The organism is Corynebacterium sp. LK28, from assembly GCF_014335105.1.
Lineage (GTDB): Bacteria > Actinomycetota > Actinomycetes > Mycobacteriales > Mycobacteriaceae > Corynebacterium > Corynebacterium macclintockiae.
On record NZ_PDGZ01000010.1, the window covers coordinates 190711 to 217563 of the forward strand.

General features: G+C 61.7%; 19 protein-coding genes. 12 read left to right on the forward strand and 7 right to left on the reverse strand.

Annotation, left to right across the window (positions count from 1 at the left end; translation table 11 throughout):
* Positions 1-65: 65 nt before the first annotated feature.
* From CRD15_RS05605 to CRD15_RS05615, 3 genes are read right to left on the reverse strand one after another with little or no spacing between them, the layout of a single operon-like run.
* The gene (locus CRD15_RS05605) at positions 66-746 is read right to left on the reverse strand and encodes a methionine ABC transporter permease (protein WP_034971153.1); all 681 of its coding nucleotides are present in this window, start codon (positions 744-746) and stop codon (positions 66-68) included.
* Positions 743-1843 carry a methionine ABC transporter ATP-binding protein gene (locus CRD15_RS05610; protein WP_187402113.1) on the reverse strand — a complete coding sequence of 367 codons (1101 nt, stop codon included), beginning with the start codon at positions 1841-1843 and terminating at the stop codon, positions 743-745. The genes CRD15_RS05605 and CRD15_RS05610 overlap by 4 nt, the downstream gene beginning before the upstream one ends.
* 48 nt (positions 1844-1891) lie before the next feature.
* Complete coding sequence (locus tag CRD15_RS05615) at positions 1892-2752, reverse strand: MetQ/NlpA family ABC transporter substrate-binding protein (protein ID WP_187402114.1); 861 nt, start codon at positions 2750-2752, stop codon at positions 1892-1894.
* 156 nt (positions 2753-2908) lie between these two features.
* Between CRD15_RS05615 and CRD15_RS05620 the strand changes: the two genes are divergently transcribed.
* Together CRD15_RS05620 and CRD15_RS05625 are read left to right on the forward strand one after the other, a co-directional pair.
* The gene (locus CRD15_RS05620; RefSeq protein WP_255463752.1) at positions 2909-6379 is read left to right on the forward strand and encodes an error-prone DNA polymerase; all 3471 of its coding nucleotides are present in this window, start codon (positions 2909-2911) and stop codon (positions 6377-6379) included.
* A gap of 68 nt (positions 6380-6447) precedes the next feature.
* Positions 6448-7887: a PHB depolymerase family esterase gene (locus tag CRD15_RS05625; RefSeq protein WP_370546849.1), complete on the forward strand. Its 1440-nt coding sequence runs from the start codon at positions 6448-6450 to the stop codon at positions 7885-7887.
* Positions 7888-7906: 19 nt separating this feature from the next.
* Here CRD15_RS05625 and CRD15_RS05630 read toward each other — a convergent pair whose 3' ends face one another.
* A complete protein-coding gene (locus CRD15_RS05630; protein ID WP_187402116.1) occupies positions 7907-9184 on the reverse strand; it encodes a DUF4272 domain-containing protein in 1278 nt (425 codons plus the stop codon).
* Positions 9185-9260: 76 nt separating this feature from the next.
* Between CRD15_RS05630 and CRD15_RS05635 the strand changes: the two genes are divergently transcribed.
* A complete protein-coding gene (locus CRD15_RS05635; RefSeq protein WP_034980250.1) occupies positions 9261-11054 on the forward strand; it encodes a S9 family peptidase in 1794 nt (597 codons plus the stop codon).
* Positions 11055-11228: 174 nt separating this feature from the next.
* Positions 11229-12506, forward strand: coding sequence for an alpha-hydroxy acid oxidase (locus CRD15_RS05640; RefSeq protein ID WP_035007025.1), 1278 nt, complete (start codon positions 11229-11231; stop codon positions 12504-12506).
* A gap of 10 nt (positions 12507-12516) precedes the next feature.
* On the opposite strand, the gene CRD15_RS05645 is transcribed toward CRD15_RS05640, so the two are convergent.
* Complete coding sequence (locus tag CRD15_RS05645; protein ID WP_187402117.1) at positions 12517-13785, reverse strand: trans-acting enoyl reductase family protein; 1269 nt, start codon at positions 13783-13785, stop codon at positions 12517-12519.
* 30 nt (positions 13786-13815) lie between these two features.
* On the opposite strand from CRD15_RS05645, the gene CRD15_RS05650 reads away from it, so the two are divergent.
* From CRD15_RS05650 to CRD15_RS05685, 8 genes are all read left to right on the forward strand, one after another.
* On the forward strand, positions 13816-14364 hold the full coding sequence (locus CRD15_RS05650) for a tRNA (cytidine(34)-2'-O)-methyltransferase (protein WP_034992960.1): 549 nt from the start codon (positions 13816-13818) through the stop codon (positions 14362-14364).
* An 850-nt stretch (positions 14365-15214) separates the two neighbouring features.
* Positions 15215-17821, forward strand: a complete 2607-nt coding sequence (locus CRD15_RS05655; protein ID WP_370546852.1) for a SpaA isopeptide-forming pilin-related protein — start codon at positions 15215-15217, stop codon at positions 17819-17821.
* A gap of 247 nt (positions 17822-18068) precedes the next feature.
* Positions 18069-19559 carry a SpaH/EbpB family LPXTG-anchored major pilin gene (locus tag CRD15_RS05660; RefSeq protein WP_043014973.1) on the forward strand — a complete coding sequence of 497 codons (1491 nt, stop codon included), beginning with the start codon at positions 18069-18071 and terminating at the stop codon, positions 19557-19559.
* Between the two features lie 33 nt (positions 19560-19592).
* The gene (locus tag CRD15_RS05665; RefSeq protein ID WP_034971168.1) at positions 19593-20513 is read left to right on the forward strand and encodes a class C sortase; all 921 of its coding nucleotides are present in this window, start codon (positions 19593-19595) and stop codon (positions 20511-20513) included.
* Positions 20514-20525: 12 nt separating this feature from the next.
* Positions 20526-21506 (forward strand): pilin N-terminal domain-containing protein, encoded by a 981-nt coding sequence (locus CRD15_RS05670; protein ID WP_187402128.1) that lies wholly within the window; start codon positions 20526-20528, stop codon positions 21504-21506.
* Positions 21507-21681: 175 nt separating this feature from the next.
* The gene (locus CRD15_RS05675) at positions 21682-22311 is read left to right on the forward strand and encodes a hypothetical protein (protein WP_034992890.1); all 630 of its coding nucleotides are present in this window, start codon (positions 21682-21684) and stop codon (positions 22309-22311) included.
* 74 nt (positions 22312-22385) lie between these two features.
* The gene (locus tag CRD15_RS05680) at positions 22386-23243 is read left to right on the forward strand and encodes a bifunctional methylenetetrahydrofolate dehydrogenase/methenyltetrahydrofolate cyclohydrolase (protein WP_034972408.1); all 858 of its coding nucleotides are present in this window, start codon (positions 22386-22388) and stop codon (positions 23241-23243) included.
* Positions 23236-23619, forward strand: a complete 384-nt coding sequence (locus CRD15_RS05685; protein ID WP_080716620.1) for a DUF3017 domain-containing protein — start codon at positions 23236-23238, stop codon at positions 23617-23619. Before CRD15_RS05680 ends, CRD15_RS05685 begins: the two co-directional genes overlap by 8 nt.
* A gap of 30 nt (positions 23620-23649) precedes the next feature.
* Here CRD15_RS05685 and CRD15_RS05690 read toward each other — a convergent pair whose 3' ends face one another.
* Both CRD15_RS05690 and CRD15_RS05695 read right to left on the reverse strand, forming a co-directional pair.
* Entirely contained in the window at positions 23650-24816 is a 1167-nt protein-coding gene (locus tag CRD15_RS05690) for a homoserine O-acetyltransferase (RefSeq protein ID WP_187402119.1), read from the reverse strand.
* 28 nt (positions 24817-24844) lie between these two features.
* Entirely contained in the window at positions 24845-26176 is a 1332-nt protein-coding gene (locus CRD15_RS05695; protein ID WP_187402120.1) for an O-acetylhomoserine/O-acetylserine sulfhydrylase, read from the reverse strand.
* Positions 26177-26853 lie beyond the last annotated feature (677 nt).

Below are 26853 nucleotides of genomic sequence, written 5' to 3' on the forward strand. Positions count from 1 at the left end.
CATCTTTGAACTAGCACCCGGGGGTTTGCTGCCTAGGGCTTTTGCTGCCTAGCGTTCCCCGCTAACTAGCGGCGCATGATCTTCTTCGACAGCCAGTTTCCGCCCAGCTGCGCAATCTGAACGATGACGATGATCACTGCAACGGTCGTCCACGTGACGGCGTCATTAAACGAGCGATAACCGTAGACAATCGCGAAGTCGCCCAGACCACCTGCACCGATGTAGCCGGCCATGGCGGACATATCGACGATGGCGATAAACATGAAGGTGAAGCCCAGGATCAGCGGGCCCAGTGCCTCGGGGATGATCACCGTGAAGATGATCTTCAGTGGCGAGGCACCCATCGCCTTGGCGGCCTCGATCACGCCCGGGTCGATTGCCACGAGGTTCTGCTCGAAGATACGCGCAGCGCCGAACGTGGCGGCGACGACCATGCCGACGATGGCGGCGTCCGTACCAATACGGGTCTGCACCACCAGATCCGTCAGCGGCCCGATCGCGGTCAGCAAAATGATGAACGGGATGGGGCGGATGAAGTTAACCAGGAAGTTCGTAACCCAGTAGATCACCGAGTTCTGCAGAATGCCGCCCTTGCGGGTGGTGTATAGCAGCAGGCCGATGATCAGGCCCAGGATCGACGAGATCACCAGCGTGATCGAGACCATGTATAGCGTCTCGAAGATCGCCTTTTGGAACGTGTTGCCGTAGCGGTCCCAATCCATTTGCGCGAGGGTCATCGTGTTCATCGGATCTCCTCAATCTCGGTGGAAGCCTGCATATGGCTGTGGAATTCCTCGATGGCTTTTTCGCCCTCGGCGTTGTGGGCCGTGAGGCGCAGGGTGAGGCGACCGAAGCTGTGGTTCTGGAGGGTGGTGACGCCACCGTGGACGATGTTTACCGTCACCCCTGCAGTGGACAGCTTCGAGACGGCATCGAAAAACCCGATTCCCTCGGCCATGGTCACAGTGAAGAGGCGACCATTCTCGGTCTGCAGTGCCTCCGCTTCGACCATGTCGGGGGTGTTGCGTAAGGAAGTGGCCACGAAGTTGGCGGCAGTCTGCGTCTGGGGGTTAGAGAACACCTCGTAGACGCTGCCCTGCTCCACGATGCGGCCGCTTTCCATCACGATGACGGAGTCCGCGATGGAACGCACAACCTCCATCTCGTGGGTGATGACCACGATGGTGATGCCGAGTTCCCGGTTGACCTTGCGCAGCAGTTCCAGCACGTCGCGGGTGGTGGAAGGGTCGAGCGCGCTGGTGGCCTCGTCGGCCAGCAGCAGGCTGGGGTTGGTGGCCAGCGCGCGGGCGATGCCGACGCGCTGCTTCTGGCCACCGGACAGCTGCTCTGGGTAGGCCTTGCCCTTATCGGACAAGCCGACGAACTCCAGCAACTCCTTCACACGCTCTTCCCGCTGCTGCTTGGGCATGCCTTGCAGGCGCAGTGGGTAGGCGACGTTGCCCGCCACATTCCGGGAGGAAAACAGGTTGAACTGCTGGAAGATCATGCCGATGTCGGAGCGCAGTTTGCGCATCTGCGATTCCGGCAGCGGAACGATGTCCTGGCCATCCAGCAGGATCTGCCCGCTGGTGGGGCGATCCAGGCCGTTGATCTGGCGGACGAGGGTGGACTTGCCGGCTCCGGAGTAGCCGATGATGCCGACGATGGAGCCTGCCGGGATGTGGGTGTTGATGTCCTGGAGGGCGTGAATTTCCTTCCTGCCCTGCTTGAACACCTTCTTCACATCGCGGAAGACAATCTCCGTGCCGGTGTTGTCTGTGCTGCGAGTGCCGGTGGTGCCGGCACTGGGCTGATCGACGCTGGTTTGTGCGTCTGAAGCCATAGGGGAACCTCTTTTAAGAGTTGGGTTTTTCGAAAATTGGGGTGAGGGCTACTTTTTGACCTTGCCCTCGGTGTCCTTCAGGATCTTAGCGAGCTCGTCCGGGCCCATCTTGACCTCGACGGAGGTGCCCTTGGACTGCTCGTTCAGCGCGTCCTGAACTTCCTTGGAGTGCCAGATGTCAACAAGCTTCTTCAGATCCTTGTCGTCCTTCTTCTCCTCGGTGGTGACGAAGGCGTTGATGAACGGCTTTGCGGCCTCTGCCTTCGGGTCATCCTGGACGATGGCGGACTTCGGGTCGATGTTGCCGCGCTCCAGGAAGGAGTTGTTGATGACGGCCGGGGTGCCGTCCTTGTAAGCGGTCACGGTCTGTGCGGCGTCCACCGGGGTGACCTTGACCTTGGACTTGCCCTCATCGATGTCGGCCGGGGTGGGGGACAGGATCTTGTCGTCCTTCAGCTTCACCAGGCCAGCGGATGCCAGGACGTGCAGGGCGCGGCCCTGGTTTGTCGGGTCGTTCGGGATGGCGACCTCGCCGGCTTCCTCGATGTCCTTGACCTCGCTGTGGTCCTGGTAGTACACGCCCAGCGGGATGATCTCGGTCGCGCCGATCGGCACCAGCTTGGAATCGTTGTTGACGTTGTAGTCAGCGAGGAACATCAGGTGCTGGAAGTTGTTGACGTCGATCTCGCCTTCCTGCAGCGCGCGGTTGGGCAGGCTGTAGTCACCGAAGGGAACCAGCTCGACGTTCAGGCCTTCCTTCTTGGCCTGTTCTTCAAAGACCTGCCACTGCTTCTGACCCTGGTCGGTGGTGCCGATCTTGATGGTGTCGTCGTCACCGCCACATGCGGAGAGGCCGAAGACCATAACTGCCGCAGCTACACCAGCTGCTACTTTACGGCGAAGGGACATGGGATCCTCCTGGGTTGTCTAGTGCCCGACGCTTCGTTGATTGCCCGGGCTGAACTGTGCGTTTAAGGTAGCAGTCTAAACCAAAATGAACAACTTAGTCTAGTTTTGATCCAAACCAGCCCCAGAGCTTTTTCGGGTTGGCGGATAATAGAATATATGTTCTATACTTGCGCTGTGTCTGAAGAACCCCGCGACCCTGCCATTTCGCGTCGCACGCTGCGCCGATCGCAACCTAGGAGCTTCTCCCCGGGCACACCGCTGAGCTGGAAGCAGCTCGAAGGCGTGCTGTCTGGTGTGGGGCCGGGCTTGCGCAACCTCCGCGCAATCGGGGTGGCAGAAGGCGATCGGAAGACTGGAATTGAGGTAGCTGAAACCGAAGGGGCGTCCCAAAGAAAAACAGCGACACCCTTCGCTGAGCTCCACGCCTGCAGCGCCTACAACTTCCTGCGTGGTGCGAGCCAGCCCGAAGAGATGGTTGCGGCGGCGCGCGACCTGGGCTTGAGTGCCCTCGCGTGTGTGGATCGCGACGGTTTCTACGGGGCGGCGCGCTGTGCCACGGCGGTGGCCGAGAGCGCTGGCACTGAGGGCGCTGGCACGGCGGGCACTGGCACGGATTTGGCGACGGTCTTCGGCGCGGAATTGAGCCTCGACGTGCCGCTCACGGTGCTGTGTAAAGGGCGCGAAGGCTATGCGCGCCTGAGCCGTCTTATTGCGGACGCCCGCATGGCCGACCCGGACAAAGATTCCGTCCGGTACCCCGATCTGCCCCAGCTGGCGCAGGCCGCGGACGGCCACTGGCTGGTGCTGCTCGATTGGCGGTGGATGGGCGCGGCTAGTCCGGAGGAAACAGCTCCGGCTGAGCGCCTGGTGGAGCTTTTCGGGCCGACCAACGTCGTGGTCGAGCTACAACACACGATGAACCCCGCGGATGCCGACCGCAACGAGCGCCTCCATGCCCTGGCGGTGCGCCACGGCCTACGCGAGATCGTCAGTAGTGCCCCGACGTGCGCGACCCCGAAGCATTCCCGGTTGGCTGGGGCGAAGGCGGCGCTGCGCGAACGGCGGGACGTCGCCACCGCGGAGCCGACCACCCACCCCGTCGGCGGATCGTGGCTGCGCTCGGGGGAAGAGATGCTGCAGCTCGCGGGCGATTGCGAGTGGTTGGCGCGGGCCGTGGAGACCTCCGTGCAGGTCGCCAACGAATGCGCCTTCACCCTGGACCTCGTTGCGCCGAACCTGCCGCACTTCCCCGTGCCGCCGGGGTATACGGAGATGTCCTGGCTGCGTGCGATCACCGAACGCGGTGGCACGGAACGCTACGGCCAGCGGGGATCCTCTGCCGCCGCCAACCAAGCGTGGGCCACCATCGACCGCGAGCTGAAAACGATCGAGCAGCTGGGCTTCCCGGGCTACTTCCTGATCGTCCACGACATCGTTGCCTTCTGCCACGAGAACAACATCTTCTGCCAGGGGCGAGGATCCGCGGCCAATTCCGCGGTCTGCTTTGCGCTGGGGATCACGACGGTGGACGCTGTGGCGTCCGGCCTGCTTTTCGAGCGTTTCCTCTCCCCGGAACGCGACGGACCACCCGACATCGACCTCGACATCGAATCGGGGCGGCGCGAGGAGGCGATTCAGTACGTGTACTCCCGCTACGGCCGCGACAATGCCGCGCAGGTGGCGAACGTGATTACCTACCGCCGCCGAGGCGCGACCCGCGATGCCGGCCGCGCGCTTGGCTACGCGCCGGGGCAAATCGATGCCTGGACCCGCCACCCGGAACAGACCCCCGACATTGTGCAGGACCTGGCCGAGCAGATGCTGGATCACCCCCGCCACCTGGGCATTCACTCCGGCGGCATGGTGATCTGTGACCGCCCGATCGCACAGGTCGTGCCGACGGAATGGGCGCGGATGGAAGGCCGCTCGGTGGTGCAGTGGGATAAGGACGACTGCGCGGCCGTGGGGCTGGTGAAGTTCGACCTGCTAGGGCTCGGCATGCTGGAAGCGTTGCACCATGCGGTGGACCAGGTGCGCGCCCACCGGGGCCGGGAGGTCGAACTGTGGCGGCTGGACCCCACAGAGCCGGAGGTTTACGCCATGCTGTCCCGCGCCGACGCGGTGGGGGTGTTTCAGGTCGAATCCCGCGCGCAGATGTCCACCCTGCCGCGACTGAAACCGCGCACCTTCTACGACCTGGTGGTGGAGGTCGCGCTGATCCGCCCCGGCCCTATCCAGGGTGGCTCCGTGCACCCGTACATTCGCCGCCGCAATGGTCTGGAGCCCGTGACCTTCGACCACCCGTGCCTGGAGCCCGCGCTGACGAAAACTCTGGGCATTCCGCTGTTCCAGGAGCAGCTGATGCAGATGGCCGTGGACGCCGCGGGCTTTACCGGCGCCGAAGCTGATACTTTGCGCCGGGCGATGGGGTCGAAGCGTTCCCCGCAGAAGATGGAGCGGTTAAAAAAGCGCTTCTACCAGGGGCTGGAATCCAAAAACGGGATCCGGGGCGCGGTGGCTGATCGGTTGTGGGACAAGATCGTGGCCTTCGCCAGCTACGGCTTCCCGGAATCACACTCGCAGTCTTTCGCCTCTCTGGTCTACTACTCCGCGTGGTTCAAGTACCACTATCCGGCGGAGTTCTGCGTGGCCCTGCTGCGTGCCCAGCCGATGGGGTTCTACTCGCCGCAGTCCCTGCTGGCGGACGCTCGCCGTCACGGTGTGCAGATCCTCCCCGTGGACGTGAACGCGTCGGGCGTGCAGGTTGATGCGGTTGTTTCTTTAATGACGCCCCTACGGAACAACCGGCCCACGGGAGTTCACGGGCTGGGGCGTGGCACGGCCGAACCGGTGGGAAAGATCCGGCTGGGGCTCAGTGGTGCGGGCGGAGTGAAGGGGATCTCCGCCGAGGTGGCGGAGCGCATCGTGGAGGCGCGCGAACGGATCGGCCGCTTCACCAGCGTGGAAGAACTATCCCGCGAAGCCGGGCTGAGCGTTGCACAGGTGGAGAAGCTGGCGCGGGCGGGGGCGTTGGGGAGCCTCGGGCTATCACGTCGCCAAGCCGTGTGGGCGGCCGGGGTGGCAGCGACCGAACAGTCGGGAATGCTTCCGGGGACGTCGGCTGTGCATGCGCCGGCGTTGCCTGGGATGAGTGCTTTCGAGATGGTGGCGTCCGAACTAGCGACAACGGGCGTGACGACGGCCGAACATCCGGTGCAGCTGCTGCGCGAATACCTGGATCAGTGGCACCGACGTGCGGGCGGCCCGGGCGGCGCAGGCGGTGCAGCGGTGATGACGGCCGACAGTTTGCTGCACGTTCCCGACGGCACCCGCGTGCGCGTGGCGGGAGTGGTGACGCACAGGCAGCGCCCAGCTACCGCAGGCGGAGTGGTGTTTTTCGGCTTAGAGGACGAGACTGGGTTGGCGAATGTCGTCGTCTCGCAGGGGCTGTGGGCGCGGCAGCGGGCGGTAGCGTTGAACGCAAAGATCCTGGTTGTGAGGGGAATCGTGCACAACGCGGAAGGTGCAGCCACCGTGACGGCGGACCTTTTGGAGCAGGTGGAGACACAACTGCGGCCGGCCGGCGAGATCGCGGGAGCACACGCAGGTTCGCGCGACTTCCGCTGACCAGTGGTGATCACAAACACGGGGTGGGGTGATTGACACAGCGGAACGTGCAAAGAACAATCGTGCACGTGAACCGCAACCCTTTCGACCCCGAGAACCCCAATGCGCAGCGACGCGCGCGCGAAAACTCGGCTCGAAAGGCACGCCACAGTATCGCGGATTCCACGCAGGTGAACAGCGAGGATTCCTGGCGGGGGAGGCGGCGCCGCCACGAAGCACGGCCCGCAGCGCGGCATCGCAGAGAGGACCACGGCGGTAGCTGGAAGGGCGCGCACCCCAGCGTGTCGGGCGAGAATCGTCGCGAGCCTGAAGGGATTTCCCGCAGCCGCCCCACTGGACAGCATTTCCGCCGCCGTCGAATTGCAGCGGCGATGTTCGTCGCATTCCTGCTGGCCTGCGCGGCGGGAGTGGGTGCGGCGGTGCAGAAACTGAGTAGCTCGCGGCACGAGGATCCCCAGGCACACAACACGGTGAACGAACCTGCGGACTATGCGCCGACGGAAGCGGTGGCTATCCCACCGGCCACGCCGGACGTGCAGCTCACCCCTGCCGTGGCGCGCATTCCCCAGAAGCTCCGCCCGATCCATGACGAGCTGAAGCCCGGGCAGAACAGGGAACTGCAGCTTAAGTCCAGCGATCGCGAGCGCAAGTACATCATCAACGTTCCGAGGGGCGCGTTGCCTTATTCCAAGAAGGGCAATCCGACTGCGCACCCGGATGCGAAAACCAAGCCCCTGCCGCTGATCTTCGCCTTCCACGGCTACCGCGAGCAGGCGGATCAGATGGCGCGGTACACGGGTTTGGCGGATAAGGAGGCGATCGTGGTGTACCCGCAGGGCGTGGACAACGCCTGGGAGGGTGCCCCATACGCGAAGGTGAAGCGGGGTGAGGATGTGCGCTTTGTCCGCGACATACTGGATGCCGTGTCCTCTACCTACCAAGTCGACGCGAACCGGATCTACGCCACCGGCATGTCCAATGGCGGAGGGTTCGTGGGCAAGTTGGCCTGCGAACTGCCGGAGGAGTTCGCCGCTTTCGCCGCAGTCTCGGCGGCCTATTACTCGGGTACTTGGCGCGCGTGCGCAGAGAAGGGCTCGGATCCGAAGCGGCCGGAAACCGTCCACTTCAAGCGTGGTCAGACAAGCCCCTACCTGGATATTCACGGTCGTAAGGACCAAACGATCCACTACGATGGCGGCCCGCGCTATGGGGACGAATACCTAGGGGCCTACGAGTTCACACAGCAATATGCGGCACGTTCGCACTGCGTGGGCGCCCCGGTCACCACGCGAGTGACCGACGCGATCCAGCGCGTGCAATGGCCAAACTGCGGCCACGGAATGGAAGTCACCCACCTGGCCATCGGCGATGCCGGGCACACGTGGATGGGCGAACGGACGGGCGAGGCCGGCAAGGCTGCGGCCGACCCTTCCCGCGAAAGCAAGTCGAAGGCAGTGACCGCGACTGGTGAGGTCGCCGCGTTCTTCGAGGTACACCGTCGCAGCTAGCTGCGGCTTGCCCGCTGCTTTAGGTGGACAGGTCGACGTCGTCGTAAGCGATGGTGGGATCCGTGAGCCAGGCGAGGGCACGGTGGCGTTCGACCAGGATGGAATGATCCTGCGGCTGTAGCTGCGCGGAACCGGTCTGCCCAACACCTGCCTGACCCGAGGCCTCCAGCTGCTGTTCGACCGATACCCAGCGCAGCGAATAGATGTATTCGAAAGCCTCGCAGATCTCCGACAGGCTGCGCATAGGCAGTGCGGCAGCATCCTGGTTTTCGCGGTCGATGCTGCGCAGAGCGCTACGCAGGGCAGCCAGATCGACGGGGGTGAAGCTGAAGACATCGATATCCATCAGGCCGAGTGCCCAGGCCAGGAACTCTGACGCGGTGTAAGCCCAGGCCAGCTGATAGGCATCTTCCTGCAGATCCTGGCTGTAGGTCGGGGCACCGGTCGCCTCACCGGTCGCCTCACCGGACGCTTCGCCGGGCACTGCGCCGGGCACTTCACCGGGCATTTCACCGGCAGATTCTTGCGCAGCCTCCACCCGCTCGAGGAATGCCTGTTCCACCTTGGTCAGATTGCCGAAGGTGCGCTGGGCTCCTGCCCGCAGTGCAGCGAAATTCACAGCCTCGCCGCGCAGCACGCTGGCAGCGGCGGTCGCTACGACGGAAAGCGCAACGGCTCGGTTGAATACTTCCTCGGCGGGGCGAAGCAGAATCTCGGCCTCGGAACGCACCGGCGGCAGCGTCGGGGCTACCTGGTAACCCTGGCGCCATAGTGCCCCGCGCACCCGCCGCATCCGATCCTCGGAGCCGGGGTGCCGGGGCACGGAGTTAGCCTGCGCCCCGTTCGCCGGGGAGCTGCCGACCAGTGCGGGATCCAGCAGATCTGCACCGCTGGCGTTGCGCACGGTTCCGTCGGCCAGGAAGAACACGGCGTTGGCTTCACGTGCCCAGTCGGCGAACTCGCCCAGGTGGGAAAAGTCGAAGTCATCTTCGCGCTCAAACACGTAGTGGCGGCGTACGCTCCGGATGTGTTGCACTACGGCGAGCACGTAGGAGTTGAAATTGCCGAAGCGTTCCTCCCCCTGCTCGGCCGCGTATCCCGCGAAGCCCGCGAGGTGTTCCAGCAGTTCCAGGGTTTGCTTGTCATCTTCCTCACCAGCGCCGTTGGCTGCAGTCTTCAGGTAAGGCTGCGCGGGCGAATCGAAGCACAATTCGCGGGACGCAATGGCTGGCGCCCCAGCCCCCTGGAAGGGCACGTCTGCTCGGACGGTGGAATAAGCGTTCACATAGATGCTCATGCCTCAATAGCATAGAGTTTCTTTGCCCCACCTGCTGGGACAAGTCGCACATGCGCTTCGCTAGAATACTAGAGTCATGCGCCATACGACTGCCCCTTCGCTCGCGCCCAACGGCACTGCTATTGCCTATATTGTCCGCGACGGTGGCTATCCTTATGCCGTCCAAGCGGAGCTCACCGAGGACGGCGTGGGCAGGGAAAGACCAGTGCAGCTGCCCATCGAAGGCCCGGTCACGCGCGTTTTACACTCCCCGGATGCGCAGTGGATCGCCTGCGAGGTTTCCCCCAAGGGCTCGGAGAAACTCGAGACCTTTACGGTATCTACGGACCCTGGGGTGCAGGGGGCGTCACCACTAAGAAACACTTTCGATGCCCGCACGCGCCTGGTGGAGTGGGATCGCGACAAGCTGGCGATGGATGCCGTGGCGGCCGACGGCATGACGGAAGCGCGTCTGGTCGACCCGAATACGTCGCGCTACCAGGTGATGGATCGCCGCATCGATGCGCTGCTGGTCGCCGCGGAGGCCGGGTACAGCCTGATGCGCGTCGGCCCGCGCGGCAACCGCGAGCTGCTGCTGGTCACCCCGCAGGGCCGCTGGATGCCGCTGCTGCCGCCAGAGCCCGGCGCCACGACGGAGGATGGGCGGATCCTGCCGATCACGGACAGTCGCTTGGTGATCCTGGTGGTCACCGACCACAGTGCGGATCGCCGTCGCCTGTTGCGCCTGGTGGTGGACATAAACGGCGAGCGCCCGGTGTGCGTCGAGCGCGAGGAAATGATCAGCAACCCCGAGGCCGACGTCGACGAGTTCGCCATTAGCGAGGACCTGTCGACCGCCGCGGTGCTGTGGAACCAGGCGGGCATTTCCAACCTGGAACTGCTGAGCCTCGGCGAGGACCAGCGCGTGCAGGTCCGCCGCACCATCGAGCTGCCGGGCATGGTGGCCGCGGGACTTTCCATCACGGACGACGGTCAGCTGCTGGCTTTGACGGTCGAAGGGCCGAACCTGCCGCCGACGGTGGAGGTGCTGCGCCTGGAATCGGGGCGCGTGGAACCACTAGACCCGGACCGCACCGACCGCCTGGACGAACGCGCCCGCCAGGGAGACGTCCCCGAACTGGTGTATTACACCGCCCGCGACGGCCTGGAGCTTTCCGGTTGGCTGTATCTGCCGGAGAACCCCGCGCCGGGCCGCCCCGTGTACGTGCACCTGCACGGAGGCCCCGAAGGCCAGTCCCGCCCCGCCAACCACGACGTGCTTGCCGACATCGTTGCCGCTGGTTACACCGTGTTTACCCCTAACATTCGCGGTAGCAAGGGCAACGGTCGCGCGTTCATCCACGCCGACGATCGTTACGGTCGCTTCGCCGCGATCGACGATGTGGCGGATACTGTTTCTTTTCTTTGTGACGCCGACCTGTGCACCCCCGGGCGCGTATTCCTCGGAGGTCGCAGTTACGGCGGGTTCCTAGCTGTGCTGGCGGCGGCCCGCTACCCCGACATGTTCCTGGGCGTAGTGGATGCGTGCGGCATGACGAGCTTCGAGACGTACTACGAGTCGACGGAGCCGTGGTTGGCCAGTGCTGCCTCCCCCAAGTACGGCTACCCGATGCACGACGCAGAGCTGCTGTGGGAAATCTCCCCGCTGTACAAAGCGGAGCAGATCACCACTCCGGTGCTGTTTATCCACGGGGCGAACGATTCCAACGTGCCGCTGCAGGAATCCAAGCAGCTTTACGACGCGCTGGTGGAGCTGGGGCGCACCCCGGAATTCCTAGAAGTGCCGGGGGAGGGTCACCAGTTTGTGAAGCCGAAGTCGCGGCAGCTGATCGGCGAGCGGGTCCTGGAGTTCTTCGCGACGTTGAGTTAGCGCAGACAGAGGCGTAGGCAGGGGGCGCAGACAGAGGCGCTGGCAGGGGCGCTGGGACGGCAAAGGTTGGAGAAGCGTCCTATCGTGGAAGTTGTTAGATCCCTTTTATGGCGACCTACAAAACACACGCTAAGGAATCCGAGCGAAGAGACTCTGTGAGGAGAGCGACTTTCAATGGCACATCAAAAGCGCCAAATCCCTAATCCTGTTGAAATTTTCGATCTGCTGAAGTTTAAGAAGCCCACCCTGGATTTCAAGGCTCGCCGATTGAGCGACGCACAGACGATCTGGGATCTGCGGGCCATTGCCAAGCGCCGCACCCCGGCGGCCGCCTTCGACTACACCGACGGCGCAGCTGACAACGAGATTTCGATGAACCGTGCGCGTCAGGCGTTCCGCGACGTGGAATTCCACCCGTCGATCCTGAACGATGTGTCGAACGTCGATACCACCACGGAGATTTTCGGTGGCACGTCCTCCCTGCCCTTCGGTATTGCGCCGACCGGCTTTACCCGACTGATGCAGACCGAGGGCGAACTCGCGGGCGCGAGCGCCGCGGGGTCCGCGGGCATTCCGTTCTGCCTGTCCACCCTAGGTACCACCAGCATTGAGGACGTGCAGAAGGCCAACCCGAACGGCCGCAACTGGTTCCAGCTGTACGTGATGAAGGAGCGCGAAATCTCCTACGGCCTGGTGGAGCGCGCAGCTAAGGCTGGCTTCGACACTCTGTTGTTCACCGTGGATACCCCGGTGGCAGGTAACCGTCTGCGCGATGCCCGTAACGGCTTCTCCATCCCGCCGGAGATCTCCCTGGGTACCGTCATCAACGCCATCCCGCGCCCCTGGTGGTGGTGGGACTTCCTGACCACCCCACCGCTGGAGTTCGCCTCCCTGACTAGCACTGGCGGCACCGTCGGCGAGCTGCTGGATTCTGCCATGGATCCCTCCATCAAGTTCGAGGACCTGAAGACCATCCGCGAGATGTGGCCGGGCAAGCTGGTCGTCAAGGGTGTGCAGAACCTGCCGGATTCCAAGAAGCTGGCTGACCTGGGCGTGGACGGAATCATCCTGTCCAACCACGGTGGTCGCCAGCTGGATCGCGCTCCGGTGCCTTTCCAGCTGCTTCCCGAGGTTGCCCGCGAAGTCGGCAAGGACCTCGACGTGGCCATGGATACCGGCATCATGAATGGCGCCGACATCGTCGCCGCGATTGCCAAGGGTGCGAAGTTCACCCTCATCGGCCGCGCTTACCTGTACGGCCTGATGGCCGGTGGCGAGGCCGGCGTGGCTCGCGCCATCGAGATTCTGGCCAGCGAGGTGCGCCGCACCATGCGCCTGCTGCAGGTTTCCTCCCTGGACGAGCTCACCCCCGAGCACGTCACCCAGCTGAACACCCTGAACATCAACCGGGTGAATGGCGTGCCCGATGAGGAACAGAGCCTGTTCAACTAGGCCTGTTCAGCTAGTCGCTGAACTTCATGCCCGCGTCGCTGAGTCGACGCACGTAGGGCATGCCCAGACCGGTGGCCGGAGTAAGCACTCCGCCGCCGGTTTTTCCTTGGTATGGGGAGCCCGTCGGCAGTTCGGCGTCACAAAGAACAAGAGTGAGCGCCGCTTCGCTAAGCATCAACGACGTTCCCTTGTACCCCGGGTCAGCGGCCAGGCTGATGGTGTTGGTGTAGGTGGCGCCGGAGGGGCTCACGCCGATGTGCGTGGTGTGGAAGAAGCCTGCGTTGCGCTCGGCTTCGCTGGGGCCCTCGCCGGGCTCCGGAACCCAGCGGGAGAGGAACTTGCGCAGCTTGTCTTGGCTCAGCGCTGCCACCGCCGTGCCCAGCACTGCACCCATCGTGAAGGCCCGCATGCGTCCCTTGAACCCCTTGCCGGTGTACAGGTATTCGCTGTAGCGCAGCTTGTCGCCGAATTTGTGACCCAGCAGCGCGTGGGAGCGGCGCACAACGCGCGTGTTCGAGCCTGCCATGATGAAAGGCCCTGCCCAGACGTCGTCTTTCGTGCCGCCGATGTCGCTGTCGCGCACTACGCCAAAGTCCGGCTGTTTGCCCAGGTCGGGCTCGTTGTCGCGGTCAGGGGAGAGGGTGTATGGGGCGGCCAGTAGCCGCTTCTTCTCTGGCGCTCCCTTGATGGCGGCGAACTGTTCGCGCATCGAGTCGATGGTGCCGCCCGACAGTCCGCCTTTCATCTTCACGATCATTGTGGCGGTCTCTAGGGTGTCTTTATTTTCGGACGCCCTCTGTCCCAGCAGCAGCATTCCCAGGTCACTTGGCACGGAATCGAAGCCGCACGCGTGAATGATGCGCGCCCCGCTGGCGGTGGCGATGTCGTGGTAGGAGTCCGCGGATTCGCGCATGAAGAGGGGCTCTCCGGCTAGGTCGACGTAATGCGTGCCGTGGGTGGCGCATTCGCGGACCAGGGGGAACCCATAGCGGTAATAGGGGCCGACGGTGGAGATAACCACACGGGTATCGCGAGCCAGCTTCTCCAGGGAACGGTTATCGCTGGAATCGGCGATGATTAGAGGGAAGTCCGCCGCCCGTGGGTGGCTGGCGGTCAGCTTCTCGCGCAAAGCCTCCAACTTGGCCTGATTGCGGCCGGCCAGGGCGATGCGTACGTCGGCGGGGGCGTGCGCAGCCAGGTATTCGGCGGTGAGGGTGCCGACGAACCCGGTGGCGCCCAGCAGGGTGATATCAAAGCTGCGAGAGGGGGAGTTGTTCATGGCTACATTTGTACCGGTTAGATTGGGTTAATGACGTCTGAAAACCAGTATTCGGGTGCGGCTGCGGAATCTGCCCCTTTCCAGCAGCCTTTGAATCCACCGTTGCACGTGGTGTTTGACCGGCCGGAGATTCCGCCGAACACCGGTAACGCGATCCGCATGTGTGCGGGGACGGGGGCTTCGTTGCACCTGGCGGGGCCGCTGGCTTTTAAGTTCGACGACAAGCATGTGCGCCGGGCTGGGTTGGATTATCACGAGCTGGCGGACGTGCATGTGCACGAGGGGATCGATGCGGCGCTGGCTCACGTGACTGATCCGGCACGCGGCTCGGGGCGGGTATTCGCCTTTACCGCACAGACGGGTACGTGGTTCACGGAGGTGGACTACCGGCCGGGCGACGTGCTGCTCTTCGGTCCGGAGCCGACGGGCCTGGCCGAAGAGGTGTTGGCCGATCCGCGGGTGACGGCGAAGGTGCGCATCCCGATGCTGCCAGGGCGGCGATCCATGAACTTATCGAATGCGGCGGCGGTGGCGGCCCACGAAGCGTGGCGCCAGCTGGGCTTCGCTGGCGGGGTTTAGAGCGGTGCCGGAAGGGCGCCAGTGCTGTCCGGTGAATTCGATGTGAAGGTTCGAGTAAGAGTAGTTTAAGTCAGCTATCTATACGTTGAGCAGCACCTGCGAGGCTAATATACTTATCCACATTGGGTGCGAGCTTGAAGGCTTAACTTTCATCTCGCTAAGAAGGAATGGGTATCCGTTTTTTAGGCAAGGCTCAACAGCTGAGGTCGAAGAACGGATCTAAGGCTGGAAAAGGGTAATGGCTCGCGTATTAACCGGTGAAAACCTTAAGTTGGCCGAAGATCGCCACGGGGCGGCGCTTAGACGGGCATGCATCTCTCTTCTAACCGTTGCTGCCCTGCTGGGTGCACTCGTGACCATCGCGGGAGCCATTGGAGGAATAAATGTTCCTCCGGCGCAGGCGCAGACTCCAACGGGAAACTGTAAAGAAGAGAAACTGCTGGATACGCAGCTCTACACACCTCTTTCGGATGCGAGGAATGACGAAGATCTAAAGCAAGTTGCAGCTACCGACAAGAGCAACGCCAAGAGGTTCCGCATTAACATCAAGAGTGGTACGCGGGGTGTGGATCTGCCGCTGACCCGGGTAGAAATTAGCGCTACAAGGTCCTTAAATGGGGATCTAGGTGGGTTCTTTGTTACTAAGAAGGAGACCAGCAACGGGGTTGAATACAACTCGTCTACCACGCCACCGCCCGGAGGCGGTCGGGTCGGTACCAACGGTAAGGCTGTGCAAACCACCGGTATTACGGTGCAAGGTCGTAGTAGCGCAGGGAAGGTAAATTCCGTCTCTTTTGACCTTAAAGGTACAGGGACGGGATTCAATACTTGGCCAGGAAATATCCTACAGGTGTTGACGAACGCGCCGACGACAAACGGTAACGATTACTCGGTCAAGGTTTATGGCATTGTGTCCGTGCCGTGTAAGTGTGAGGAGGCGACAACCCGTAAACCTCCCCGAGAGCTCACCCAAGACGAACTCAATAAGGGCACGGCTGTTTACGTGTCGGCCACGCCGAATGGTGGTCAGGCGGGAAACACGAGCACACAGCTCAACCTGCAGATCGAGGGTAGCAGTACTTTTACCCCCATCGGCAAGCCCTCCAACTGGGTGTACAACGCGTTGTCCTACAACACGAAGGATCACTGGATCTACGCCATAAGCCAGGCGAACCACAATTCGAGCCTCCAGGAATGCCACCCCGCAGGTCATCTTCTGCAGATCGATCCGACCACGGGTGAGGTGTACGACCTCGGGCTGGTCAAGAATGCTCAGGGGGCGACCCTTTTCCACAAGGCGACCAGCGGAAGGCCAAACGACCTGGATCTAATCAACACCGGCACCTTTGACCTACGTGGATCGAACGAAGTGATGTGGGTGGGCAACACCGCAACATCCGGTACCCGACAGCTGTATAAGATTCCCCTGCCAGCGGTAGATGCGAAGGATCCACGTGGCGAGATTGCCCGCGATCGATACAACGTACCTTTCCAAGCTGGAGCAGAGGATCATGTTGTTCTCCCCAATGCCCCACAGTACCTCTGGGGTCTGGTGAGTCCCGCCCGCATGCAGCAAGACGGGGCGAACCCAAGGACAGCCGTCATGTTTGAGCGCATCAACATGGATACGGGCGAACGGAAAACGTGGACTATCCCGGCGGATCAGCTTAAAGACCCGTCCGGTAATACAGCGATTGCGGATAAAGTCTGGGGTAAAGCCTGGCTATACGGCAACGGCAACCTCGGCCTCGGTACCGGTGGCAGTACTGCCGACCAGGTGGGTATGCAGATCAGAGTGTTCGACCCATCCGGAGAAAGTCCACACTTCCAGCTGGTCTCTCGGCTGTCGGACCTTCCTGCTTCCTACAACACCGATGCAACGAGTAACCCCGGAGTGCAGATCCCTTCGGACCTTAAGGCAAGGAAAACTACTTTGGAGCCGGGAGACCCCCGCCTGGAACCCGGCTTGCCCAGGGACAAGAAGTATTGGGCGCTGGAGGTTGAGAACATCGGAAAGGGTGCTTCGTCAGGTTTCACCTTGTACGACATTCTGCCGGCAACCTACGAAGACCTCGTGGCATACGACCAGATTGTTTACGAGGGGTACGACGGTGGGAATGTCCACACTCAACCTGCCACCAAGAATCCCGAAACGGGTGAGATGACAAAAGCCTACTTCTTCGGCCCCATACCTGCCGGAGGTAAGGCGACCGTCATTATTGGCGCGACGTTGAAGTCCGGTGCGGAATGTCGTCCGAACACGGCGCATGTGATTAACCATGACAAAGACGAAGATCCGACGAACGCTATTGCCTACGATTCCTGTCCCGGTGCATTGAGCAAGACTGCCATCGACACCAACGGTGACGGAAAGGTTGGCTTCGACGACATCACTTCCATTACGGATGGCCAAGGCAACGTTACGTACACTGCCGCCTATGACGTGACGGTTAAGAGCTTTGATGACCTTAACGAATACGTTTACCCGGTGCCCACCGATACCCCGAAACTGCCCAAGGGGGCGAAGCTCACCGGTGCGGAGGTGTACTTCACTGATGAATACACGTCCAAGGACGAGCAACCAGGAAGCACGCCTTCGTGCGTGGTAGAGCCCGACGTGCTGCAAACGGGAAGCTTCCGGCTAGGCAACTGTGACCGAGTACGTTCCGAGGACTCCCCAGAAATGTGGGAAAAGCGCACCATCGACGCAGTTGGACGGCAGGCTACCAAGAATGGCGACGGCACTCATCGGTACCGAGTCAAACTGAAGTTCACCCTTGATAAGGCAGAATACGATAAAGCTCGAACTGAATCGGCCGGAGGCGGAGAAGGTGGCGTCACACCCGGTGACGGTGCGGGCACACCAGCGTGCAGTGCAGAGCGCGGCGGCTTCGCCAATAGCGTGAAGATGGGCGACCTCGAAGACGAGGGTTGCTATCCCGGACCCGATAAGACCCGCTTCTACCTGTGGAAGGTCGATTCGGACTCCGCAGGAAACGTCACGACTATCCCCGCGCGCGACGGCGATAAATACGGGGCGCAGTTCGCGATCTACGACCAAGACCCCACGGGGCCGGCGGCGAACAAAATTGCCGACCTCAAGGTCACAGAGGATGGAAAGTACCTCTGGACTGAGCTGGACTACGGAACCTACTTCTTGTTGGAGACGAAGTCGCCGGACGGCTATCAACTCTTGCCTACCCCGGTGAAAATCAGCATCAAACGAGATGCCAATGGCAAGACGATCGTGGAGTCGGACCAGCAGAATGCACTGTTTGCCGCGTCTAAGCCAAGTGACCTGCCACAGGACTATCCAGACGGTGCATGGCTGCAGGTGGCCAATGTGCACCAGGGCGTGATGCCAAAGACCGGTGGCGACGGTGTGATGCTGCCCATTCTCGCGGGGCTTCTCATCGCAGCCACAGGAGCCATGGGCATACGCCGACGACTGAACTAACCCTGACGTGCACAACTTCTAAAGAGGAGAACAATGTTTCAACCCAGTACCCCAGGCCGGTGCCGAGATGGACCCGGGTGGGCACGATGACCTGAAGCCAAGAAGCCACATTGCTCACACAAGGATCCGTTACGACGGCGCGCAGTGTTCACCGCAAGTAGCTCGCCACGAGTATTGCCAACCATGTGCCCTCGACCACTCGGATCAACTTCCACTACTCATTCACTTGTAAGAAAGAAGGACTTTCATGTCTAACGCAACTGTCGGCAAGCGCGTAGGCGCGCTGTCCGCTGCATTCGCTATCGCACTGGCTGCCGGCACCGTCGGCGCCGAAGTAGTCTACGAGGCCCCGACCGCACAGGCGCAGGCCGTCAGCACCATCGACAACAACCAGCAACTTTCCCTTACCCTGCACAAGCGCATCGGCGCTGAGGGCGAGCAGGGCGACGGAACCGAGATTACGAACCCTTCTGGTGAACCAGCCAAGGACGTCAAGTACAAGATTGAGCTGGTTCAGCCACTGAACAACAGCGGCGACTGGGAAAAGGCACGCAAGATTACCAATCCTTCCGAAGCTAAGGCCTGGACAGGCGACGGTGCGTACTCCAAGGAAGGCACCACCGGCGAAGATGGCACCCTGAAGTTCGAGGACTTGCCAAAGGGCCTCTACAAGGTCACCGAAACCGAAGTCCCGGATAATTCGGGTCTGGTGCCCGGCGCTCCGTTCCTGGTGTATGTGCCGATGACCAAGTCGGAGGGCAAGGGCTGGATCTATGACGTTCACGCGTACCCGAAGAACTCCAAGGTGACAATCACCAAGGAAGTTGAGGACCAGAACGCACAGGCAGGCCAGGACTACAAGTACACGATCACCACGGGTGTTCCGGCTGTTGCTAAGAATTCCACGCTGAAGAAGTACATCGTCAAGGATGTACTTGATCCGCAGCTGGACGCTGTAAACGCCACTGTCGAGGTGAAGTACGGAGAGTCCGCTGACAAGGCTCAAGCATTGGTGGCAGGCACCGACTACCAGTTGGTAAAGGTCGACCAGGAGATCAGGGTCGAATTCACCGGAACTGGCCGCGACAAGCTGAAGTCCACCGACCTCGTGTTCACCACCATCACGACTAAGACCAATGGCTTCATCGAGCACGTTCCCAACGACGCAACGCTGATCACCAATAACGGCTCTTCCGACCACGACACAGAGAAGACGTCGGATAAGGTTCACACCTACTGGGGCAAGGTCACCATCAACAAGACCGACGGCAACGATGAGAACAAGAAGCTGCAGGGTGCAGAGTTCCAGTTGGTGCAGTGTGAAGACGACGGTAAGGGGGCCTGGAAGCAGAAGGAAGGTACCGATCCTCTGAACGTCCAGGGTAAGAATAAGTGGACCACCAACGAGCGGGGCACTGTCACCATCGAGGGCGTGCACGTTACCGACTTCGCCAACAACCAGGCCGACTCGGAGACCAACTACTGCTTGCAGGAGACCAAGGCACCTGTAGGCTACGCAACCAACGATGCGCTTGAGCACTTCAAGCTGAACAAGGGCGATGTCGATGATAAGGGTGTGCCGGCCAAGGCAATCGAGTACACCGCCAACATCAAGAACTACACCGACGAAAACCACCTGCCGAACACCGGTGGCGCAGGCTTCTGGGCCATCGTTCTGGCTGGTTTGGCAATTATCGGTGGCGGTTTCTACGCAGCTCGCCGAAGCACCCAGCAGTAGGGGCTAGGCAGTTCGAACGGGAAAGCAACGGACATGACAAGCACAATTGGTAGGCATCGAAAGAGCGCACCGCGATCACTCTTTCGTCGCACCTTCCTCCCCATCCTCTTAGTGGTGGTGGGGCTGCTTGTCATGCTTTATCCCGTTTACGCCACGCAGTGGAACAACCACCAGCAACAAAAGATCGCGGAAAAATACGAACAAGACTTGAAGGAAACGGACCCTCAAGCCCTTAGTCGAGCGGTAGAGGAAGCCCGCAGGTACAACACGACGCACAAGGACGGACCGATCCTCGATCCGTGGCTGGCTCGCGTCAGCGAGGATAACCCCGCGTACGAAGAGTATCTCTCCCAGCTATCTGGCCAGAGCGCCATGAGCCAGGTGGTTATCCCGTCCATCGAATCGCGCCTACCCGTTTATCACGGGACCTCCGACGAGGTTCTGCAAAAAGGTCTTGGGCACCTCTACGGTTCCTCCTTACCTGTAGGCGGGAAGGGAACTCACGCGGTTATTACCGGCCATACAGGCCTGTCCAACGCCACGCTGTGGGATAACCTCGTGGATGTGCGGAAGGGCGATGCGGTTTACGTATCCACCTTCGGCGAGAAGATGAAGTACGAGGTGTACGACACAGAGGTTGTCTTGCCGGAAGAGGTTGACAGCCTCAAGACCCGGCCGGAAGAGGACCTACTGACCCTCATCACTTGCACCCCCTACGGCGTGAATACCCACCGGCTCCTGGTGCATGCACACCGCGTTCCAATGGATGAGGACGAAGGCAACGTGTTCGATGATCGCGGCAAGCTGATGCAGTGGTGGATGTGGCTACTGCTCGCCGCCGCAGTGTTGATCATCGCACTGATTACTTGGTGGTTCCTTCGCGAGCGGAAGAAGCAGAAAGCCAGACAATCCGAACAGGTAGTAGTAGGCGAAGAAGAAATGGAAGAGGAATAAGCCGTGAACCTCATGAACACCGCGTCACAGGTACAGTGGGCGCCGGTGCACCGTGCCGGGCTGCGCCGCTCCGTGTTCGGTTTGGGCGCAGTCGTGGCTCTGGTCGGCACTCCGCTCGTTGCCCCCACCCCTGTTGTGCCGCAGGCTAACGCGAAGCAGCACACCATCACAGGCCAGGTCGAAGGCCTGGATGTGAAGTTTATTGATGCTACCCGTCTCGGTACTCTCACGGTGGTGAAAAGCGAACCAAATTGGTGGGACGACCGAGGGGGCAAGAAACCCTTTGGGCCTATCGACAACATTCGCTTCACAGCGCAGCGTGTCCAGGGGATTGACCTCACTACCGAGAAGGGGATGAATCAGGCGAAGCGGCTCTCGGTAGCCGATGCTCGTCGGCAGGGGTTCGATAGAACCTTTGAGGCGTACACAGATAGTTCCGGTAAGGCAGTGTTCACCGGCCTCCCGGTCGGCTTGTACTTGGTCACGGAATACGAGGGCGCGGATCCTACTAAGGAATACCGCCAGTCCAGTCCTTTCCTCATCACGATCCCTATCGGAGAAACCGGCAGCTGGAACTACAACGTGACGGTGAATACGAAGCCGAAGCCGGAGGACAATCCAGGAACGCCGCCAGATAAGCCAGGAACGCCGGAGGACAATCCAGGAACGCCGCCAGATAAGCCAGGAACGCCGCCGGATAAGCCCGGAACGCCGCCGGACAATCCAGGAACGCCTCCGGATAAGCCCGGAACGCCGCCCGATAAGCCAAGCACTCCAGGTACCCCGCCGCCGGAGCACCCGGATACTCCAGCACCGCCAAATAGCCCAGGCGGTGGTCATGAAGGCGGCGAGTCTTCAAGCATCATCGATCGACTGGCGCAAACCGGAGCGCATCTGTGGTGGGTGGCGCTTATCGGAGCCATGCTCGTTGTTGTGGGTGCATTTACCTTGCTTCGCCGCCGACGTGATCTGGCTGAATCACAGGAGAAATAAAGTAACTGTGGGAACATTCCCACCGTGCAGATTCTTCTATAAGTATGGAAGAAAAACCTCATCCCGCCCCGCGGCATAGTCCCAACGTGCGGCGGTTTTTCATGCTCTTGGCCATGTTCGCCCTAATGCCCAGAATCCCCAGCCAAAGCGCCCGCCGTCTGACAGGATCTGTAGCATGACGTACCCTCCCTACGACCCTCCTGCCCCGATGCCCGTCTACGGTTACGCCCCGCCGCAGCAAACTGGTCAAGACTCTCGCTTCATGCCTCTGCTCATCGGCTGGCTTGCTGCCTTCCTTATGCCGATTGTGTATTGCATCCTGCGCTTCGTGTTTTATGGCAAGGACTGGGTGGGGATACTTCTAATCGCCGGCGCGGTCGGCCCGCTCTTCTTCGGCATTCAGTGCCTCCTCAATTTCGTGGCGCTCGCGATCCCGAAGTGGTGCAATGATTCCCTCGCTATCTTCTGGGGTGGCATGCTCGTATGGTGGGGCGGCGGTGCGGCTTTCGCAGTGGTGCCGGGGTGGGAGTTCCGCGAGGAAATCCGGGAGTACGGAGAGAAAGCTTGGCCCACCGGGGGACCTGACGACTGGGATGTAGCGACCACGGAAGATGGGCAGCGCTACATCGAAATCCTCGATACCTGGCTGGATACCGAAACGACTTTGCAGCATACTCTCACAATCCCCGCCCTGGCCGCATTGGCGGGAATCGCCATCGTCATCATTGGAGTGGTCGTGGCCGCCATGAACCCTGTTCGTCCAACCGTCACCCATGCGCCGTACTGGCCCGGGAGGCCCTACTAGTTTCTTGTACTGGTTGCTCTATTAGCCATGACGCCACCTCGAACCCATCCGCCCCGCGTGGAATAATAGGCCGCATGGCAGCAACTAAATTGGATGGAAAACTCTACCGCGACGAAATCTTCGCCGATCTGGAAAAGCGCGTTGCCGCGCTGAAGGAAAAAGGCGTGACCCCCGGCCTGGCCACCGTGCTGGTGGGAGACGACCCGGCCAGCCACTCCTATGTGCGGATGAAGCACAAGGATTGCGAGCAGATCGGCGTGAACTCCATCCGCAGGGACCTTCCGGCGGACGTTACCCAGGAAGAGCTGAACGCCGTCATCGACGAGCTGAACGCGGACGATGCCTGCACCGGCTACATTGTGCAGCTGCCGCTACCGAAGCACCTGGATGAAAACGCGGTTCTGGAGCGGATCGATCCGGACAAGGACGCAGACGGCTTGCACCCCGTGAACCTGGGCAAGCTGGTGCTGAACGAGCCCGCCCCGCTGCCCTGCACCCCTAACGGTGCGATCCACCTGCTCCGCCGCTTCGGGGTGGAACTAAACGGTGCGAAGGTCGTAGTCGTCGGTCGCGGAGTAACCGTCGGCCGCCCGATCGGCCTGATGCTTACCCGCCGCAGCGAGAACTCTACCGTCACCCTGTGTCACACCGGCACTAAGGACCTGGTCGCAGAGACGAAGGCCGCCGACGTGATCGTCGCCGCCGCCGGCGTGCCGCACATGATCACCGCCGACATGGTGAAGCCGGGCGCGGCGATCCTGGACGTGGGAGTTTCCCGCGGCGAGGACGGCAAGCTGAAGGGCGACGTACACCCCGACGTGTGGGACGTCGCCGGCGCTGTTTCTCCGAATCCTGGGGGAGTGGGCCCGCTGACCCGCGCCTTCCTGGTGCGCAACGTCGTCGAGCGCGCGGAGAACCTGCTGCGTGACTAACGGCAAACCAGGGGGTGAGCCCTCGCGAGCTCGCCCCGCCCGCATTGGCGATGCCCGCCAGCGGTTGCTCGATAACCCCCACGACCGGCACAACGCTCCGTCGCGGCTAACCCACCCCATCCAGTGGGCACTGCTGGGATTATTCGGGCTGATGCTGCTGGCGGTGGTGGCGCTGTTGCTGGTGGACAGGTGGCGTCGAGCTAGCGTGATGCTGGGCGGCGCGATGGTCTACCTGGCCGTGCTCCGTCTACTCCTGGATTCCCGGGTGCTGGGCGTGTTGGCGGTGCGGTCGCGCAAGTTCGATACAGCCTTCACCGCCGCCATCGGCTTGGGCATCCTGTGGATCGCCGTCAGTGTCGATCCGCTGACAACCTAAGCCGCGCACGACCAGCGCCAGCCGAGCGCCCTACTGCTCTTCGCCCTCGGCGATGATCTCCGCCTTCGCCAGGAACTTCACCAACACCTGTCCCATCTGGCGCGACTCGATCAGGAACCCGTCGTGGCCGGTCGGCGAGGTAATCTTCGACATCCCGATGAAGTCGCCCAGGTTGCGCGACAGGTGCTCCTGCTGGTGCAGCGGATACAGAATGTCGGTATCCACACCCACCACCATCGTCGGCACCTGGCACGACCCTAAGGCGGCGTTCATACCACCGCGCCCCCGGCCCACGTCGTGCCTGTTTAACGCGTCCGTCAGCACCACATAACTGCCCGCGTCGAACCGCGCGACCAGCTTCTCGGCCTGGCGGTCCAGGTAGCTTTCCACCGCGAAGCGCTGTTGCGGATCCCGGTACGCACCATAGGGGTTCTCACCGCGCTGCGGATCCACACCAAAGCGCTCATCGACCTCCAGCTCGCCGCGGTACGTCAGATGCGCGATGCGGCGCGCCTGGCCCAACCCGTGCGAAGGAACTTCGCCCTTGTCGTAGTAGTCGCCGCCATGCCACGCCGAGTCTGCTTCAATAAAACGGATCTGGCTGGATTGCAGCCCAATCTGCCACGCGGACGCACGCGCGCTCACCGCGATCGGTAGCGCCGCCGAGATCATCTCCGGGTACATGAGTGTCCACTCCAGCACCCGCGCCCCGCCCATCGACGCGCCGATCAAGGCATGGATCTTTGTGACGCCTACACGCTCCAACAACTGCCGTTCCGCCGTAACCATGTCACGGATCGATAGGCCAGGGAATCGAGAGCCCCACGCCTTGCCGTCGGGGTGCGGCGAACTGGGGCCGGTGGACCCCTGGCAGCCACCCAGCACATTGGCGCATAGCACCAGGTAACGGGTGGTATCGATCGGCTTGTTGGGGCCCACCATATCCGCCCACCAGTCGGCGGCGTTTCCATCGCCGGTGAGGGCATGCTCGATCAACACGACCGGCCGTTCCTCCGGGGACAGTCCCGGTTCGGGACCTGCGGAGAACTCCGCGTAGTCCGCGTCGCCCTGCGAAGAGTCGTAGAACGCGAAGAGGCGGAGTTCGGCGTCGAAAATAGTCACACCCGTCTCCGTGACCACGTCGCCGATAGGAACCGTGCGCGACGCGCCAGAAGCGGGGAGGAACTCGGGGTTCATACGTGACTGCCTAGATCGCTCGAATCGCCTAGATAGCCTCGAAGCCGCGCTTGAGATCGTCGATGATGTCGGCGATGTCCTCAATACCCACGGACAGACGGACCGTTGCGTGGGAAACGCCTGCGCGCGCGAGGCCCGCCGCATCGGACTGAGAGTGCGTGGTGGTGGCCGGGTGAACCACCAGGGAGCGCACATCGCCGACATTCGCCAGGTCAGAGTGCAGCTGTAGAGCATCAATGAAGGCCCAGGCTTTCGCCTTTGCATCCTCTGAGTTCGGGTCGTCGACCTTCAGATCGAAGCTTAAGACAGAGCCGGTGTAGTCCAGGCCGAGCTCCTCCTTGACCTTGAACCACGGGGAGTTTGGCAGACCCGCGTAGTTCACGGTGGCGACCTGCGGCTGCTCGGCCAGGAATTCCGCCACGGCCTTCGCGTTCTCGTTGTGCTTGGCGATGCGCAGAGTCAGCGTATCCAGGCCTTGGGCCACAACCCATGCGTTGAAGGCGGAGAGGGTGGCGCCCGTGTCGCGGATGATGCCGGCGCGGAGCTTCATGCCGAATGCTGCCGGGGCCAAGTCCACGTACTTCAGGCCGTGGTAAGCCGGGTCCGGATTGACGAAGCCGGGGAAGACAGGCTGGCCGTCGCGCTCGACGGACCAGTCGAAGGAACCGCCGTCGACGATGATTCCGCCCAGGCCAGAGCCGTTGCCCGTGTAGAACTTGGTCAGGGATGCGACTACGATGTCCGCGCCCAGCTCCAACGGCCGGACAAGGGCCGCGGTGGCTAGGGTGTTATCCACGATCAGCGGCACCTGGTTTTCGTGGGCTACGTTGGCAACGACCGGAATGTTCAGTACGTCTGCCTGCGGGTTTGCGAAAGTTTCCGCGAAGAAGGCCTTGGTGTTCGGGTGGACGGCGGCCTGCCAGGACTCCGGGTCGTCAGGGTTTTCCACGAAGGTCGTTTCGATGCCCAGCTTCGGCAGGGTGTGCTGCAGCAGGGTCTCGGTGCCGCCGTACAGGCGCGGGGAGGCGACGATGTGGTCGCCGGCGTTTGCCAGGATGAGGATTGCGGCGGTCTCGGCGGCCATGCCGGAGGCGAAAGCGACTGCGTGAACGCCGCCTTCCAGGGAGTTTAGGCGATTTTCCAGCGCCTCGACTGTGGGGTTGGTTAGGCGGGAGTAGATGGGGCCCAGGTCTTCCAGGTGGAAGCGCTGCTTGGCGTGCTCTGCGTCGTTGAAAACGTAGCTGGAGGTGAAGTGGATCGGCAGGTTGCGAGCGCCGGTATCGCCGACGGGCTGGCCCGCGTGAATCTGGCGGGTGGCGAAGCCCCACTTCTCGGCGTTGTCGTTGTTGTACTTCGGCATGGGTGTGTTCCTCTGGGGTGTTACTTGGCTTTGTTGTTTGGCTCTGTTGTTTGGCTTTGTTGTTTAACGACGATAGACCCACGCGCGCTAAAAGTAAACCGCTCTGTCTACTTTTTTCTTAGCGACGCCGCAAAGTACCAGCTAAACGCATATATGCGCCCCGTAAATTACCTATACCGCTTGGTCTAGAACTGCGTTTTTTCTGCCTGCTATGTTGCTGCTGAGCTCCGCGGCTCTACTGGGGTGTGGTGCTCTTATGGGGAGCGCCTCTTCTTGGGTGAAGTGTCGGAAAAGTTGCAAAACGTTATTGGTGGCAATATTCATTAGTGTAAATGCGCTGGTCACAGGGCTGTGCGACCGAGCCTCGTTTTTGACCACGAGACGTTTGGCAACTTTTCCGACATTTAAGGCGCTATGGGATGCTGGTGGCGCCCCTGTCGCTCAAGGTTCTGCAAGTTTTCCGACACTTAAAGGCTTGTTTGCTGGTGAAATGTCGCTAGAACGGGAATGCGTTATCGACATCGGTTTGCAAATATGTAAAACCGCTGGTCAAAGAGTTGGCACTGGGATTGCAAATCCTGAAGGCGCGACAGATTCCCGTTCTAACGACATGTGCGGTGGGGGAGGCAGAAATTGTGAGGCGGTCGTGGAGCTAGTGGGGCGGGCGTGGGGCTAGT